A 16,086-nucleotide genomic window follows, 5' to 3' on the forward strand; every position below is an offset into this window, starting at 1 on the left:
AGAAACGAAGGCCGATTTGACAATTACTGAAAATCAATCTAGCTCAGGCACAAGTGGAAAAACAGACTTGTTTATACCGTTTTGAAGCCATATAATGCGCCCGCGCCCGCAGATGGTCAGTCGACCGACAACGGCTCACCCTTATGCTTCCACAGGCAGATGCCGCCGAATACCAGCAGCCAGACCAATCCCAGTATGGCTGGATACCGGGTGTCGGGAGCCAGGAAGAGCGAGAGATAAATCAGGACGAAGAAGGCGATGGCAACGGTTCCGGTCACCCGGTAGGCCGGCATGATGAACCCATCGGGCATGAAATCCTTGCTGGTCCGGTAGCGACGGTGGGCGAGCAGGGTCAGGATGTAGATGAAGATGATGACCGCGCTGGAGCAGGAGGTGAACAGGACGAAGGTGTCTTCGAAGCCTGGCAGCAGATGTAACACCGGGGATAAAAGGATCAGCACTCCGGACAGGACGATGGCCCGGGCGGGCACCTTGCCGCGGCGCGAAATCGTATGCAGGCTGCGCATCACAGGAGAGCGGCCGGCGGCGGCCAGCTGGAAGAGGTTGCGGCCGGCGGAGTAGAGCAGGGAGTTCAGGGAGGAGCTGGCTGCCGTGATGACCACGAAGAAGACCAGAGCGGCCGCCCAGTCGACACCGGCGTAACGGAAGACCATGACGAATGGCGAGGTGAAGCTGCCGTCGGCGTTGGGGCGGAAGGAGCGCCAGGGCACGATCAGCATGATGGCGACCAGGGCTCCCACATAGAAGATCAGCACCCTCAGGATGATCTGGTTGATGGCCTTGGGCAGGACCTTGCGGGGATTCTGGGTCTCGGAGACGGTCACCCCCACGAATTCGATCATCTCATAGGCGAAGAAGACCATCTGGAAGCTCATTAAGAAGGCCATCCACCCGTTGGGCGCCAGGCTCAGGCCGGTGGTGATGTTGTCCAGACCTGCGTGGCCGGCCGGGCTGATCAGATCCTGTCCCGGCATATGGACGGCCGGGTAGTGGAAACCCGTGATGACCATGACCACGGCCGTGGCGATCATGGCCAGGATCAGGGTGATCTTGATCATGGAGAACCAGAACTCGGTCTCCCCGAAGACCCGCACGGCAATCAGGTTGATGCACACCATGGCCGCCAGGAAGCAGAGCTCGATCAGACCCCGCCAGGCGCTCAGATCGATGCCGAAGGTGCCGAAGAAGGTGACGAAGTAGGTGCCCACGGCGGTCAGCTCGGACATGCCGATCAGGATGAGCACAATCCAGTAGGACCAACCGGCGAAAGACCCCCACCCCTGGCCCAGGTAGCGGCTGATGAAAGCGATGAAGGTGTGCTGGACGGGGCTGCGATACATGAGCTCGCCAATGGCCCGCATGAGCAGGTACATGATCACGCCGACGCCGATGTAGACCAGGATGATGGAGGGCCCGGTCAGGGCAATGGACTTGCCCGACCCCAGGAAAAGCCCGGTGCCGATGGTGCCGCCGATGGCGATGAACTGCACATGACGATTGCTCAGACCGCGTTCCATGCCGTCACCTGCCGAGATGCCGTCACCTTGATTCTGCTGCGCCAAAGGGCCATCGCCCGTACGGTTCATGCGACTGCACCTCCTTGTCTTCACAACCCATCAATCATCACCGTCCAGGTAGGGATGCCCATCGAGGCCGGTAGGTCAGCAATACCACAGAGGTGTCGATAACCGGGAGCGGACGGCAGGCACCGACGCCCATGGTAGGGCCCGGCGGTCATCATTCGGTGAATTTACCGTCTCACATGGCGGACGCCTTTATTCCACAATGCAAAGGCATGGTCATTCGGCTCGGGTCGGCTCCTATAGGGTTGGCCCTGTCAGCCGGCAACATTCAGCTGACAACCATCACCACCTAAGGAATGACATCCCCATGGATCAACCCAAGGAGTCGCAGGGCAAGGACCTGCGCAAAACCCTGAAGAACAGGCATATCCAGCTCATCTCGCTGGGCGGCGCCATCGGAACGGGACTCTTCTACGGGTCCGGGGAATCCATCTCATTGGCTGGGCCGGCCATCATCATCGCCTATCTGATAGGCGGTCTGGCCATCTTCATGATCGTCAGGGCCATGAGCGAAATGAGCGTGGAAGACCCCAAGTCCGGCGCTTTCAGCTACTACGCCACCCGCTACTGGTCCAAGCGGGCAGGGTTCGTTTCGGGGTGGAACTACTGGATGAACTATGTGCTGGTATCCATGGTCGAACTGTCCGTGGTGGGCACCTTCGTCAACTTCTGGTTCCCGGCAATCCCCGCCTGGGTCTCCGCGGCCTTCTTCCTGGTGGTCATCACGGCAGCCAATCTGATGGGAGTCAGCAAGTTCGGCGAGTTCGAGTTCTGGTTCGCCATCATCAAGATCGCAGCCATCGTCGCCATGATCATCGGCGGACTGGCCGTCGTGGTCATGGCCCTGCCCACGGCAAACGGTCTGCGGGCATCCTTCGCCAACTGGTTCACAGTAGGCGGAGGGTTCCTGCCCAACGGACTCATGCGTCATGGGGCCAACGGCCAGTGGACCGGTCTGCTCATGTCGCTGGCGGTGGTCATGTTCAGCTTCGGCGGCACGGAACTCATCGGCATTACCGCCGGAGAGGCCTCCGATCCCCGTCGGACCATCCCCAAGGCCACCAACGCCATCATCTGGAGAATCCTGGTCTTCTACATCCTGACACTTGGGGTGATCATGGCCGTGGTTCCCTGGAATGCCATCGGCAAGCCCAATGCGCAAGGCATGGTCGTCAGCCCCTTCGTCCAGATATTCGACTCGGTTGGAGTCCACGCAGCCGCAGGCATCCTCAACTTCGTCTGTCTGACAGCGGTCATGAGCGTCTACAATTCGGCCCTCTACTCCAACTCCCGCATGCTCTTCTCCCTGGCCCGGCAGGGCAATGCCCCCAAGTATCTGGGGAAGCTGTCCAAGGGAGGGGTGCCCTACGCAGGAGTGCTGACCTCGGCCTGCATCATCGCCCTGGCCGTGGTCGTGGTCTTCCTCTGGCCCCAGTTCGCCTTCAACTACCTGATGAGCATCGCCACAATCTCGGCCATCATCAACTGGTCAATGATCATGGTGACCGAGATGCTCTTCCGGCGTGCCGTTGCCCGCGGCGAGGGACCCGGCGACCTGGCGGGCAAGACCGGCGAAAACGCTCTGAACGCCCTGCACTTCAAGCTGCCCTTTGCCCGGGTGACCCCTTGGGCGGTCCTGGCCTTCCTGGCCATGATCGTGGTGCTCATGTGCTTCTCGTCCAGCTATCGGGTGGCCGTCATCGCCGGGCCCATCTGGCTGATCGTCCTCCTGGTGGCCTACCAACTGACCCAGCGGCGAGCGCAGTAGCGATACAAGCGGGAGAACTCAGCGGCCCTCCTCCTTCTTGCGGTCCGCGACCAGCGCCTCCAGCAGCCGCCGGTCGCGGTCGGCGATCATGGCCTGGCTCTCGGCCCCCTGCCAGGAATAGAACCCCTGGCCGCTCTTGGCGCCTAGCTCTCCCGCTTGAACCTTGGCCTCCAAGATCGGGTCCTCACCGGGACGGTTGTCCAAATCGTCGTAGAGGTACTTGGAGATATTGTCGAAGACATCCAATCCTCCCAGGTCAGCACTGGCGATGGGTCCAAGGATGCTCCACCGCCGCCCAAGGCTGTAGGTGACGATCTCGTCGACGGCCTGCGGAGTGGCGATGCCCTGTTCCACGATATTCAGGCACTCCCGAATAACAGCCGCCTGGATGCGATTGCCCACGAATCCGAGCGATTCCGTGGACAGCGCCACGGCATGCTTGCCGATGCGGTTCATGAGCTCGACCGTGGTGTCCACCACGCCCTGGTCGGTGCCCGCAGCAGGCACCACCTCGACCAGGGGCATGAGCTGGGCGGGATTCCAGAAGTGGGCCACCAGGAACCGCTGGGGATGTTGCAGCACCGAGGCGATCTCAGTGGGCCCTAGTCCCGAGGTATTGGTAGCCAGAATGGTCTGTTCGCCAACTATGGTCTCCACCTGCTGCCAAACCTGGTGCTTGACATTCATGTCTTCCAAGACGGATTCGATGACAAAGTCGGCATCAGCCAGAATGCCGTAATCAGTGTCCTCCTGAATCCGATCCAGCACGCTCTCCCTCTGATCCTGGGGAATCAGCCCGGCACCGATAAAGGTATCCAGATCATGCTCGATCAATCCCCTCCCACGGTCCAGGGCCTGGCGGCTGGAGTCCACCAGCCGGACCGGATACCCTCGCATGGCGAACTGGAGCGCCGTGGCATGCCCCATGGTTCCCGCTCCGATATTGCCGATTACCTTGATGTCGTCGACCTTCATCAGTGGTTGCCTTCTTTCCTAACGAATTCATACTTATCCTAAGGCAGTCAAGCGGCGCAACCAGGACCGCCCAGCGCAGCCAGAGACATTGCGGATTTGCCTATCGGTCATCGAGGACAAGTGAGCGGTTTGAGCCTTGTCTGAGAATCCCTCTATGCTGGCCCGTAATTGCAAAACCACTGATGAGGTCGCCGAACCTATCAGTAACCGGGAACAGACAGTGCGGTGTCGTCCATTCCCGGCGAAAGGAGGTCCGGCCGAAACGGCGCGGATCCGCCCATCCGTCCCGTTGGGCCCGGGTCGAACAGGTCCGGGACTGTCGCAACCCGATGTTGCGGAGCGCTATGTGCAGTGTACGGACAGGCAATGCGTCTGGATTCCGCCTGAGCGGAACTGGCCGGAACCGTCGTCATAGGGCTCTCAGGTCAGTTCGAGGAGAAGAGCAGTCATGGCGACCAGGCAGGGCGGAAAAGCCATTCCCTCCGCATCCACCGACCGGGTCCAACGCAACCTCAAGACCCGCCACGTCACCATGATCGCCCTGGGCGGCTGCATCGGCACTGGACTGTTCATGACCTCCGGCTCCACCATCGCCAAGGCCGGACCGGGAGGCGCGTTGGTGGCCTACGCGGCCATGGGCCTCATGGTCTATTTCCTGATGACCAGCCTGGGCGAGCTGGCCACCCACCTGCCCACCTCCGGCTCCTTTGCCGCCTACAACGCCCGTTATGTGGATCCGGCCCTGGGATTTGCCATGGGTTGGAACTACTGGCTGAACTGGGCCATCACCGTGGCTGTGGACATCTCCACCGCAGCCCTGCTGATCCAGTACTGGCTGCCCCACACCCCAGGCTGGATCTGGAGCCTGCTGGTCCTGGTGGTCATCTTCCTGATCAATGCCCTGACCGTGTCCACCTTTGGCGAGACCGAGTTCTGGCTCTCCCTGATCAAGGTGGTGACGGTGATTGTCTTCCTGGTCATCGGTCTGGCCATGATCTGCGGAATCATGTTCCGCCCGGCCGTGGGCCTGGGCAACTTCACCTACAAGGATGCCCCATTTGTGGGCGGATTCCCCGCCATTCTCAACGTCTTTCTGATAGCAGGCTTCTCCTTCCAGGGCACCGAGCTGATCGGGGTCACGGCCGGCGAGTCCGAAAACCCGGGCAAGGCAGTTCCCAAGGCCATCAACGACGTCTTCTGGCGAATCCTGCTCTTCTATATTCTGTCCATCTTCGTCATCGCCGCGCTGATCCCCTACACCAGCCCCAACCTGCTCAGCTCCGCCCAGGGGGACATAGCCATGTCGCCCTTCACCCTGGTATTCCAACGAGCGGGTCTGGCCTCGGCGGCCAGCGTCATGAACGCCATCATCCTGACCTCGGTTCTCTCGTCCGCCAACTCGGGGGTCTACGCCTCCACCCGAATGCTCTACGCCCTTGCCAAGGACCATTACGCCCCGGCCTTCTTCGGACACACAACCCGTCACGGCATCCCCATGGCCTCGCTGGTCGCCACTCTGGTAGTCTCCCTGGCAACCTTCGCCGCCAGCATCTTCGGCCAGCGGATCTACATGTGGCTGGTGGCCGCCTCGGGACTGACCGGATTCATCGTCTGGATCGGCATCGCCCTGAGCCACTATCGCTTCCGCCGCGCCTGGGTGGTCCAGGGCCACCGGGTTGAGGAGCTGCGCTACCATGCCAAGCTCTTCCCCCTGGGGCCCATCCTGGCTCTGGTCCTATGCGTCATCGTCATCGGCGGGCAGAACTTCGAGGCCTTCGTCAACTGGAACTGGCAGGAGATCGGCGTCACCTATATAAGCGTGCCCCTGGTGCTCGCGCTCTACCTGGGCTACAAAATCCGCTACCATACCCGGATCGTGCCCCTGGAGACCATGGATTTGAGCGGGGACCCGGAATCGCTATGAAAGATTTGCCAGCTAACATGACACATTGTGACCACGGGAGCCGAAAGGCCATATCAATGGCATAGACTCCCTAAGCGTTCGAGGACCGGCTCAAGGACCCGGCCATATGAATCTGTTCCGGCATCCAGCCGGCATATCAGGAATCGCAATTTCAGTACGACCCCGGACTCCCCGGTGCGTCGCCCAGCCAAAAGGAGGAGGATCATGACGCGGAACACCAGCAATGCAGCGTCGAACACCAATCAATCCGACCGGGCCGGGCAAGAGCACCATGGCTACGGCAGCGTCAAGCGCAACCTCAAGACCCGCCACATCTCCATGATCGCCCTGGGCGGCTGCATCGGCACCGGACTGTTCATGACCTCAGGCTCCACCATCTCCACAGCCGGCCCCGGCGGCGGACTCCTAGCCTACATAGCCATGGGCGTCATGGTCTACTTCCTGATGACCAGCCTGGGCGAGCTGGCCACGCACCTGCCTGTATCGGGATCCTTCGCCGCCTACAGCGCCCGCTACGTGGATCCGGCCCTGGGCTTCGCCATGGGCTGGGACTACTGGCTGAACTGGACCATCTCGGGTGCCGTGGACATCTCCACCGCAGCACTGCTGATCCAGTACTGGCTGCCCCACACCCCGGGATGGATCTGGAGCCTGCTGGTCCTGGTCATCGTCTTCCTGATCAACGCCCTGACGGTCTCCGCTTTCGGGGAGACCGAATTCTGGCTCTCCCTGATCAAGGTGGCCACCATCATTGTCTTCCTGGTCATCGGTATGGCCATGATCTGCGGCATCATGTTCCAGCCGGCGGTCGGTCTGAAGAACTTCACCTACAAGGACGCCCCCTTCGTGGGAGGCTTCCCGGCCATCATGAGCGTCTTTCTGATCGCCGGCTACTCCTTCCAAGGCACCGAGGTGGTGGGCGTGACCGCCGGCGAGTCCGAGAACCCCGGCAAGGCGGTTCCCAAGGCCATCAATGACGTCTTCTGGCGGATCCTGCTCTTCTACGTGCTGTCCATCTTCGTCATCGCCGCCCTGATTCCCTACACCAGCCCCAACCTCCTGGGAGCCTCCGACGGGAACATCGCCATGTCGCCCTTCACCCTGGTCTTCCAGCGGGCCGGTCTGGCCTCGGCAGCCAGCGTCATGAACGCAGTGGTGCTGACATCCATCCTCTCGGCCGTCAACACCGGAGCCTACGCCTCCAGCCGCATGCTCTACGGACTGGCCAAGGACCACTATGCTCCGGCCATCTTCGCCAGGACCACCAAGAGGGGCATCCCCCTGGCGGCCCTGGTGGCCACGGTCTGCATGTCCCTGGCCACCTTCGCCTCCAGCATCTTCGGCCAGTCCTTCTACATGTGGCTGGTGACCGCCACCGGACTGACCGGGTTCATCGCCTGGATCGGCATCGCCCTGAGCCACTTCCGCTTCCGGAGGGCTTTCAAACTCCAAGGGCACGACCTGAGCGAGCTCAAGTACCACTCCAAGCTCTATCCGTTCGGCCCGGTCCTGGCCATGGTGCTCTGCGTCATCGTCATCGCCGGACAGGACATCCCATCCCTGCTCAGCCTGAACTGGTCGCACATGGCCATGACCTACTTCAGCGTGGTTCTGGTCCTGGTCCTCTACCTGGGCTTCAAGTTCGTCAACCACACCAAGATCGTGCGCCTCAAGGATATGGACGTGTCCGGCGCCGAATCCGCCCGCTGAAGCAGCGGATACAGCGGACACCCTTGCAGAAGGGCCAGTCCTCTATAACCCAGTCCTCTATAACAAGAAGTGCCCCCACCCAAATGGAATTGATCATCTGGATGGGGGCACTGCCATATATGCCCTCCGGCATTTGAAAATTTCACACATCCACATGACAGATCCGTTCAGTGAAACAATCTGACCGCATGATTGAAACGTGGATGTCAGGTCACGATAACAAAATGGCCGTTCCCTCATCGGCATTGCACCCGGATGAGGGAACGGCGATTTGCTGAATGGTCAGTCTGACTATGCAGGGTCCTCCCGACAGAACCTAGAGGTCACTGCACCTGGGAACGGGCGATCTTGCCGGTGAAGGACTGGGCCTCGTCGGCATCCTTGACGTCCTTGTTCCAGGAGAACATGGCGCGCAGCTTGGGGCCGACCTCCTCGATCTTCTCGTGGGAGTACTTCTCCTGGAGCTCCTTGAACTTGGGGGCGCCGGCATCCTGGTCGTCAATGAACTCCTTGGCAAAGGAGCCGTCCTGAATGCGCTGCAGCTGGTGACGCATCCTGTCCTTGGTGGACTCGTCAACCACGGTGGAGGTGAAATCACCGTACTGAGCGGTGTCGGAGCAGGACCAGCGGGCCTTGTTCAGGCCGCCCTCGTTCATCAGGTCGACCAGCATCTTGAGCTCGTGGCAGACCTCGAAGTAGGCGATCTCCGGCTGGTAGCCAGCCTCGGTCAGCACCTCGAAGCCAGCCTCGACCAGGTGGTTGACGCCGCCCATGAGCACATCCTGCTCGCCGAAGAGGTCGGTCTCGGTCTCTTCCTTGAAGGTGGTCTTGATGGCGCCGGCGCGCAGGGCGCCCAGAGCCTTGGCATAGGCCAGGGTGATGTCCCAGGCGTCGCCGCGTGGATCCTGCTCCACGGCCACGACCACGGGCACGCCACGGCCAGCGACATACTCACGACGGACGATATGGCCCGGGCCCTTGGGGGCCACCATGAAGACCGGATGGTCGGCACTGGGCTTGATGTAGCCGTAATGGATGTTGAATCCGTGGGCGAAGGCGACAGCCGCACCCTCCTTGATGTTGGGCTCGATGTCGTCCCGCCAGATGTTGCGCTGGTACTGGTCGGGTGCCAGGATCATGACGATGTCGGCCTCTTTGGTGGCCTCGGGTACGGTCTTGACCTCCAGGCCCTGCTCCTTGGCGAAGGGCACCGACTTGGAGTTGGCGCGCAGGCCGACCACAACGTCCACACCGGAATCACGCAGGTTCAGCGCATGAGCATGTCCCTGGGAACCGTAGCCGATGATGGCCACCTTCTTGCCATCCAGAACCGAAAGGTCCCCATCCTTCTCATACCAGATCTGTGCTGCCATTATCTACACTCCTTTATGTGCGGTCCAACCGGACCGGCTCTTCCAGGCCGGGGAACGCAAAATACTGTGAATTCCTGTTGTTGTTCCAGGCGGACGATGCTCTTTCGACCGGGGCGACGGATTTTGTCCTTGACCCCGATCCGTACCCTGTGGATACGGTATGCCTCCAACCATACTCGTGATATGGCCGGATGGACTGTCCGCAATTCGTTGTTCGGACACCGACGCGATTCGAGGAACCGGCCGGCGGGATGTATCCAGGGCTTACTTGGTGAAGTCCACATCCTTGGTTTCGTGGCAGGTCAGCACTGCCACCAGGCAGCAGACCGCCATGACGGCCAGGTAGAGCCCGACCGAGCGCACTCCCCAGTGGGAGGAGAGCCAGGTGGCGATGGTAGGCACGAAGGCCGCGCCCACGATGGCCGCCAAGTTGTAGCCGATGCCGGAACCTGAGTAGCGCACGTTGGCATCGAAGAGCTCCGGCAGGAAGGCGCCGATGGGCCCGAAGGCGATGCCCATCAGGGCGAATCCGACGCAGAGGAAGACCATGACCTGGAAGGTGTTGTGGTGGGCCATGAGCAGGTAGGGGAAGACCAGGCTGAAGACCACCAGCATGACGGAGCTGCCGATCAGCACCCGGCGACGGCCGATGCGGTCCGCGTAGACGCAGGCCAGCACGATGAAGAGGGCGAAGACCAGGATGGAGACCATGAGCATGAGCAGGTACTCCTGGTTGGTGAAGCCCAGTCCGCCGCCGCCCTGGGACTTGGGCTTGGTGCCGTAGGCCAGGGACCAGGTGGCCAGGGTGTAGAAGAGGGTGTAGGTGACCGCGACCAGGAAGGTGGCCTGGAGCACCTGGCGCCAGCTCTTGCGGAAGACCTCCAGCAGCGGGGTCTTGACGACCTTCTGCTGATCCAGGGCCATCTGGAAGATGGGGGTCTCCTGCATGGAGACGCGCACGGCCAGCCCCACGACCACCAGGATGGCGGAGAGCAGGAAGGGCACACGCCAGCCCCAGCTCAGCATCTGCTCGGGGGTGCAGAACATCTCCAGCAGGAAGTAGGTGCCGTTGGCCAGGAAGAAGCCGATGGGAGCGCCCAGCTCAGGGAAGGAGCCGTAGAGGGCCCTCTTGCCTTCCGGGGCGTTCTCGGTGGCCACCAGGGCCGCGCCGGACCACTCGCCGCCCAGGCCTATTCCTTGTACGAACCGGCACAGGCAGAGGACCACAACGGCCCAGAGCCCCCATGTGGCATAGGTGGGCAGGACGCCGATCAGGACCGTGGAGCAGCCCATGGTCAGCAGGGAAACCACCAGCGTGGTCTTGCGTCCCTGACGGTCCCCAAAGTGTCCGAAGATCAAGGATCCCAAGGGCCGCGCGATGAAAGCGATGGCGAAGGTCAACAGGGAGGCCAGCAGGGCCACGGTCGGATCGGTCTTGGGGAAGAAAAGCTTGGGGAAATAGTTGGCCGAAGCCGTCCCGTAAGCGTAGAAATCGTAGAACTCGATGGCCGTGCCGACCATGGAGGCCCCGATGACCGTGCGAACCGAGCTGCGGGTCACACGGGTGCTGCCGGGCGCGGAGGCTGCCGAGGCCGGGGAAGCAACACTGACGTCGTTTGCCGTCACTTCATCTCATCTCCTTATAGAAAAACCCCGCTGTTGGCAGGGTCTGATGCGATGAAGCCTATGCGTCCAGCCCCGCCTTCCGACGGGGTCGAACAATGAAGATTGTCGAGTCAGTCCGCCGGTGAGGACGGGCTAATAATTCGTGCGGACACGTTGCCGAATCGGCGGGTGTCTGTCAAGCTGGTCATCACGGCGAACCTCCCCTCATCATTCACGAACCGGATGCGTTCTCTGTGCATCCGCATTGGTGCCGACCATAGGCCTGGCACCGACTTGTTCAACGAAGCACGTCCACTATGTGGACGGATGGTTATTGGAGTCAGTAAAGAACCGACCAGGAAATTCATCTGAGATCACGGCCTGTCGGTCGGCATACATCAGGGCACAGGAGAAGGAAAACCGGGCGGCCAACGCATCCGGCGGCACCAGGAAGAGGGCGGTGGCCAGTCCGTCAGCCAGACCCGTGGGGTGTTCGTTGTCCTTTTCGCCGGCCACCACCCAGGAGGCCAGCACACGGTCTACCGGACGGCCGTCGATGGCATCCAGGATGTGGTGAAGCGCTGTCAGCCCGGCCGCTGCGGCATCCTCCGACCGGTCGGTCCAATGGCGGCGGCTGGGTGCCGAGGCGCACAGGGATCCATGGGGCAGTTCGATCCGCCCCACGCCTGCAGACAGATCACCGGGATCCTCCATGGCGATGGAGACCGGGCGAGAGGTCCGCATACGCATATCACCGCCGGCATCGATCAGATACTCTTCGACCCGAGGCTCGAGCAGGTCGGCAATGAGGTCTACCAGATAGCCCTTGCCGACCGCCCCGAAATCAAGGCTGACCGGACCGACAGTCATAAGGACAGCACCCTGACGCCTGAGGTCATCGCCCCAGGTCGGGCGGCCGTGGATCCGTCCCAGATGCCCGGCGGCGCCGGCCTGTAGCCGGAAGGTGGGCTGTCGCCCGTAGCCCAGACGGGTCAGGTCCTCGCCCACCATGGGGTCCAGGGCTCCGTTGGTGGCGGAATACAGCCTGTCATACAGATCAAAGAGCCCCTGACAGTAGTCAGGAAAGACAAACCTGCCCCCATGAGTAGCCTGGGCCATTTGCGCAGGTATGGCATCCTGCCTGAACCGTGACAGGGCCCGCTCGTAATCCTTGATCAGATCGGCAATGGCATCATGCAGCCGTACTCCCAAGGGCCGATTCGTGGAGATGATGATTCCCGTACCCACCGCCCCAGGGAAGGCGGTCAGGCAGGGCAGCCCCATGGAGATTCCTCAGCCGATCAGGGAGTGGATCTGCACAATCTGGTCACGGCCCGGGCCCGACCCCACGGCCGAAATGCGGCAGCCGGACAGGTCCTCCAGGCGGTGGATGTAGTCCTTGGCCTTGGTCGGGAACTCCTCGAAGCTCTTGGCGCCGGAGATGTCCTCGCGCCAGCCCGGCAGCTCCTCGTATACCGGCTGGGCGGATTGGAACTCGGCCTGGTCCACGGGCATCTGATCCACCCTGACACGGGAGCCATCGGACCGGGTGATGTCGTAGCCCACGCAGACCGGGATGGTCTCCAGACCGGAGAGAACATCCAGCTTGGTCAGCACGATGTCGGTCAGGCCGTTGATCTGCACTGCATACCTGCTGACCAGCGCATCGAACCAGCCGCAGCGGCGGGAGCGGCCGGTGGTCACCCCGTACTCGTGGCCCTGACGACGCAACCATTCGCCCTGCTCGTTGTCAAGCTCCGTGGGGAAGGGCCCCTCGCCCACACGGGTCACATAGGCCTTGGCCACGCCGACCACCCGGTCGATCTTGGTCGGGCCCACACCGGTGCCGGTGCAGGCGCCCCCGGCCGTGCAGTTGGATGAGGTGACGAAGGGGTAGGTGCCATGGTCCACGTCCAGCATGGTGGCCTGTCCCCCCTCGAAAAGCACGTTCTTGCCCTGTTCCAGGGCCTGGTTGAGCATCAATGAGGTATTCGCCACATAGGGCTTGAGCCGTTCGGCGTATCCCGCCAGCTCTTCAACGGTGGCCTCCACCTCGATGGCCCGGCGATTGTAAAGCTTGACCAGCATCTGGTTCTTCTGATGCAGGCTGGCCTCCACCTTGTCACGCAGGTGGTCGACATTGAACAGGTCGTGCACCCGGATGCCCACACGGTTGATCTTGTCGGCGTAGGCCGGGCCGATCCCGCGGCCTGTCGTGCCAATCTTATGCTTGCCCAGGAAGCGCTCGGTCACCTTGTCCAGCGTCCGATGATAGGGGGCGATGATGTGCGCGGACTCGCTGATCCTCAACCGGCTGCAGTCCACGCCGCGGGACTGGAGCCCATCGATCTCCTCGAAGAGGGCGGCCGGGTCGACCACGACGCCGTTGCCGATGACCGGGGTGATGGCCGGGTGAATGATCCCCGAGGGCAGGAGGTGGAGGGCGTACTCCTGATCGCCCACGACCACGGTATGGCCGGCATTGTTACCCCCGTTGAACCTGGCGACGTAGTCCATGTGCTCGCCGATCAGATCCGTTGCCTTGCCCTTGCCCTCGTCGCCCCACTGGGCCCCGACGATCACGATTCCAGGCATACGATGCTCCTTATCCACTGGTCGCCATCCAAGGAAACAACGGCAGACCATCCATAGACGAGCCTAACCCGACGTATGGAGCGGAAGACGAACCGACCCAGGCGCCGACCCAGGCATCAGAAGGCCCGGACGGGCTCAGCAGCCAATCGCAGCTTCCCCGCCCGCAGGACCTTCCCAGGGCAGAAAGTCGCCAGTCATCTCATGGCCCGCCCTGCGCTGCCCAGCTGCTGGCAGGCCTGGACTACGCGCGCCGCCATCCCGTCCTCGGCCTGGCGTCCCCAGGAACGGGGGTCGTACTCGCTCTTTTCACCGACCTCCCCGTCCACCTTGAGGACCTTGTCGTAGTTGGCGAACATGTGCCCGGCCACGGCCCTGGTGAAGGCGTACTGGGTGTCGGTGTCCACATTCATCTTGACCACGCCATGAGCGACGGCCGAGGCGATCTCCTCCGGCTGCGAGCCAGAGCCCCCATGGAAGACCAAGAGGAAGGGCTTGTCGGCAGGAGCGCCCGGGGCAGGGATGCCGTCGACCTGTCCATCGGATATCGCTCCGGCCGTCCTGGCCTGGATCTGCCCCAGCAGGTCGGGCCTCAGCTTGACCACACCGGGCTTGTAGGACCCGTGCACGTTGCCGAAGGTGAAGGCCACCATGTAGCGGCCGCGCTCACCCAGACCCAGGGCATCGACCACCATGGGGCCATCCTCGGGCGAGGAATAGAGCCGTTGGTCGATAGCCGCCGAGTGACCGTCCTCCTCGCCGCCGACAGCGCCTACCTCGATTTCGAGAACGGTGTGGGCAGCCCGGGACAGCTCCAGCAGCTCCGCCGCCGTAGCCAGATTTTCCCGCAGGGGCAGGCCGGAACCGTCCCACATGTGCGATTGGAAGAGCGGATCCTGACCGCGGGCCACCTGATCCTTCTCGTAGGCCAGCAGGGGACGCACCCACTCGTCCAGGTATTGTGGGGCGCAGTGGTCCGTATGCAGGGCCACGGTGATACTCGGATAGCGGGCAATCACCTCGTGGGCGAACTTGGCAAAGGCGATGGAACCAGCCACCCGGTCGGCCAGGCGCTGTCCGGACAGGTAGGCAGCGCCTCCCACGGAGACCTGGATAATCCCGTCAGACTGGGCCTCATCCAGCCCCTGTAGGGCCGCGTTCAGAGTCTGGCTGCTGGTCACATTGATGGCGGGATAGGCATAGGACCCCCGTCTGGCCGCATCGAGCATCGCCACATACCGTTCAGGAGTCGCTAAAGACATACCCTCATTATCGTCGGTTGCGAGGAAAATCGGCCGATCACCCGCAGCTGCAGACATCACCGATGGATTTGCAGGTCTCTGCCCTGATGGCGAACACCCCACGACGCGCTTTGACAAGCCTCCAAGCCGCAGGTAGTTTAGCTCCGTACAGTTTGATGAAACGTTACATCAAACAGGTTGTTTGTTTCACGGCAGTAACGAATCAGCCTAGGGAAGGCACGACATAGGTAACAGAAGGTTGGGGTCGCCCATCCTTCTGGGAAGGAGACCAACGTGTCAGCAAGCAAGGAAACCGTCCGCAAGATCATCCTGGATCTGGACACTGGCATCGATGACACACTGGCCCTGTCCTACGTCCTGGGCTCCCCGGACGCCGAACTGATCGGGATCACAGGCACCTACGGCAACGTTGTGCTCGACCAAGGCGTCGACAACGATCTGCGGCTGCTGGCCATGTACGGCAGGGAGGACATCCCGGTCTTCAAGGGGATCGATCACCCCAGCACGGCCAACTCCTTCAGCGTTCCGCCGGACTCCGAGATCTTCCACGGGGCCAACGGCACCGGCAACATCGAAATCCCCGCACGCACCGACCGGCGGGCCAGCCAGCAGAGCTCGGTGGACTTCATCATCGACGCGGTCCGCCGCTACCCCAAGGGCGAGCTGGCCGTGGTGCCCACCGGCGCCCTGACCACCATCGCCGCCGCCCTGGAAAAGGCCCCCGACATCGCCGATCGCATCAGCATCGTCATGATGGGCGGCACCCTGACCCAGCCGGGCAACGTGGGACCCTTCGCGGAAGCCAACATCAACCAGGATCCCGAAGCCGCCAACCGGGTCTTCGCCACCACCGCAGACATCACCATGGTCGGCCTGGACGTGACCACCCAGGCTCTGATGAGCCGCGAGGACACCGAGACCCTGCGCGCCACGGGCACCAAAGCCGGACGCTTCCTGGCGGACATGACCGACTACTACATCGACATCAGCGAAAAGGAGAGCGGGGTCTACCTGGGCGGATGCAACCTGCACGACCCCCTGGCCGCCGCCGTGGCCATCGACCCCAGCCTGGTCACCACCTTCGCCACCAACCTGATGGTCGAGACCGAGGGACCGCAGCGGGCCCGTACCATCGGCGACCCCAGCAGGCTCCTGGACCCGGTCAAGAACACCAAGGTGGCCCTGTCGGTCGACACCGAGCGGTTCACCCGGCGCTTCATGGACAGGCTCCTGACCCTGGTGCGCAAGACCGAGAGCGAACGATAGAAGGACG

At 62.2% G+C, this 16,086-nt stretch carries 11 protein-coding genes and 1 riboswitch; of the genes, 4 read left to right on the plus strand and 7 right to left on the minus strand.

Features of this window, described 5'->3' with window-relative positions; all coding sequences use genetic code 11:
• Positions 1 to 116: 116 nt before the first annotated feature.
• On the minus strand, positions 117 to 1,538 hold the full coding sequence (locus JF70_RS08085) for an amino acid permease (protein ID WP_420804948.1): 1,422 nt from the start codon (positions 1,536 to 1,538) through the stop codon (positions 117 to 119).
• Between the two features lie 373 nt (positions 1,539 to 1,911).
• Between JF70_RS08085 and JF70_RS08090 the strand changes: the two genes are divergently transcribed.
• Positions 1,912 to 3,372, plus strand: a complete 1,461-nt coding sequence (locus JF70_RS08090; RefSeq protein WP_045935931.1) for an amino acid permease — start codon at positions 1,912 to 1,914, stop codon at positions 3,370 to 3,372.
• Between the two features lie 18 nt (positions 3,373 to 3,390).
• On the opposite strand, the gene JF70_RS08095 is transcribed toward JF70_RS08090, so the two are convergent.
• Positions 3,391 to 4,347, minus strand: a complete 957-nt coding sequence (locus JF70_RS08095; RefSeq protein ID WP_045935932.1) for a 3-hydroxyacyl-CoA dehydrogenase family protein — start codon at positions 4,345 to 4,347, stop codon at positions 3,391 to 3,393.
• Between the two features lie 174 nt (positions 4,348 to 4,521).
• Positions 4,522 to 4,700, plus strand: a riboswitch (Lysine riboswitch).
• Between the two features lie 95 nt (positions 4,701 to 4,795).
• On the opposite strand from JF70_RS08095, the gene JF70_RS08100 reads away from it, so the two are divergent.
• Both JF70_RS08100 and JF70_RS08105 read left to right on the plus strand, forming a co-directional pair.
• On the plus strand, positions 4,796 to 6,271 hold the full coding sequence (locus JF70_RS08100) for an amino acid permease (RefSeq protein WP_045935933.1): 1,476 nt from the start codon (positions 4,796 to 4,798) through the stop codon (positions 6,269 to 6,271).
• Between the two features lie 204 nt (positions 6,272 to 6,475).
• Complete coding sequence (locus JF70_RS08105; protein WP_045935934.1) at positions 6,476 to 7,981, plus strand: amino acid permease; 1,506 nt, start codon at positions 6,476 to 6,478, stop codon at positions 7,979 to 7,981.
• Between the two features lie 323 nt (positions 7,982 to 8,304).
• Here the strand turns inward: JF70_RS08105 and ilvC are convergent, their stop codons facing one another.
• The 5 genes from ilvC to fbaA form a co-directional block, all read right to left on the minus strand.
• Positions 8,305 to 9,354 (minus strand): ketol-acid reductoisomerase, encoded by a 1,050-nt coding sequence (gene ilvC, locus JF70_RS08110; RefSeq protein WP_015022635.1) that lies wholly within the window; start codon positions 9,352 to 9,354, stop codon positions 8,305 to 8,307.
• A 264-nt stretch (positions 9,355 to 9,618) separates the two neighbouring features.
• Positions 9,619 to 10,875, minus strand: a complete 1,257-nt coding sequence (locus JF70_RS08115) for an MFS transporter (protein ID WP_195760154.1) — start codon at positions 10,873 to 10,875, stop codon at positions 9,619 to 9,621.
• 399 nt (positions 10,876 to 11,274) lie between these two features.
• Positions 11,275 to 12,243: an FAD:protein FMN transferase gene (locus JF70_RS08120; protein WP_045935935.1), complete on the minus strand. Its 969-nt coding sequence runs from the start codon at positions 12,241 to 12,243 to the stop codon at positions 11,275 to 11,277.
• 9 nt (positions 12,244 to 12,252) lie between these two features.
• Positions 12,253 to 13,554, minus strand: coding sequence for an adenylosuccinate synthase (locus tag JF70_RS08125; protein WP_045935936.1), 1,302 nt, complete (start codon positions 13,552 to 13,554; stop codon positions 12,253 to 12,255).
• Between the two features lie 194 nt (positions 13,555 to 13,748).
• Positions 13,749 to 14,813 carry a class II fructose-bisphosphate aldolase gene (gene fbaA / locus JF70_RS08130; RefSeq protein WP_045935937.1) on the minus strand — a complete coding sequence of 355 codons (1,065 nt, stop codon included), beginning with the start codon at positions 14,811 to 14,813 and terminating at the stop codon, positions 13,749 to 13,751.
• 273 nt (positions 14,814 to 15,086) lie between these two features.
• Between fbaA and JF70_RS08135 the strand changes: the two genes are divergently transcribed.
• The gene (locus JF70_RS08135) at positions 15,087 to 16,079 is read left to right on the plus strand and encodes a nucleoside hydrolase (protein ID WP_045935938.1); all 993 of its coding nucleotides are present in this window, start codon (positions 15,087 to 15,089) and stop codon (positions 16,077 to 16,079) included.
• The last annotated feature ends 7 nt before the right edge of the window (positions 16,080 to 16,086 follow it).

This window comes from Bifidobacterium mellis, assembly GCF_000967265.1.
GTDB classification, from domain to species: Bacteria; Actinomycetota; Actinomycetes; order Actinomycetales; family Bifidobacteriaceae; genus Bombiscardovia; species Bombiscardovia mellis.

What these genes read in the sequence shown, in the direction of transcription:
- JF70_RS08125 (WP_045935936.1), bottom strand. Translation starts at nt 13,554, where the DNA reads ATGCCTGGAATCGTGATCGTCGGGGCCCAGTGGGGCGACGAGGGCAAG.
- JF70_RS08090 (WP_045935931.1), top strand. Translation starts at nt 1,912, where the DNA reads ATGGATCAACCCAAGGAGTCGCAGGGCAAGGACCTGCGCAAAACCCTG.
- fbaA (WP_045935937.1), bottom strand. Translation starts at nt 14,813, where the DNA reads ATGTCTTTAGCGACTCCTGAACGGTATGTGGCGATGCTCGATGCGGCC.
- JF70_RS08120 (WP_045935935.1), bottom strand. Translation starts at nt 12,243, where the DNA reads ATGGGGCTGCCCTGCCTGACCGCCTTCCCTGGGGCGGTGGGTACGGGA.
- JF70_RS08105 (WP_045935934.1), top strand. Translation starts at nt 6,476, where the DNA reads ATGACGCGGAACACCAGCAATGCAGCGTCGAACACCAATCAATCCGAC.
- JF70_RS08115 (WP_195760154.1), bottom strand. Translation starts at nt 10,875, where the DNA reads ATGGTCGGCACGGCCATCGAGTTCTACGATTTCTACGCTTACGGGACG.
- JF70_RS08100 (WP_045935933.1), top strand. Translation starts at nt 4,796, where the DNA reads ATGGCGACCAGGCAGGGCGGAAAAGCCATTCCCTCCGCATCCACCGAC.
- JF70_RS08095 (WP_045935932.1), bottom strand. Translation starts at nt 4,347, where the DNA reads ATGAAGGTCGACGACATCAAGGTAATCGGCAATATCGGAGCGGGAACC.
- ilvC (WP_015022635.1), bottom strand. Translation starts at nt 9,354, where the DNA reads ATGGCAGCACAGATCTGGTATGAGAAGGATGGGGACCTTTCGGTTCTG.
- JF70_RS08085 (WP_420804948.1), bottom strand. Translation starts at nt 1,538, where the DNA reads ATGGAACGCGGTCTGAGCAATCGTCATGTGCAGTTCATCGCCATCGGC.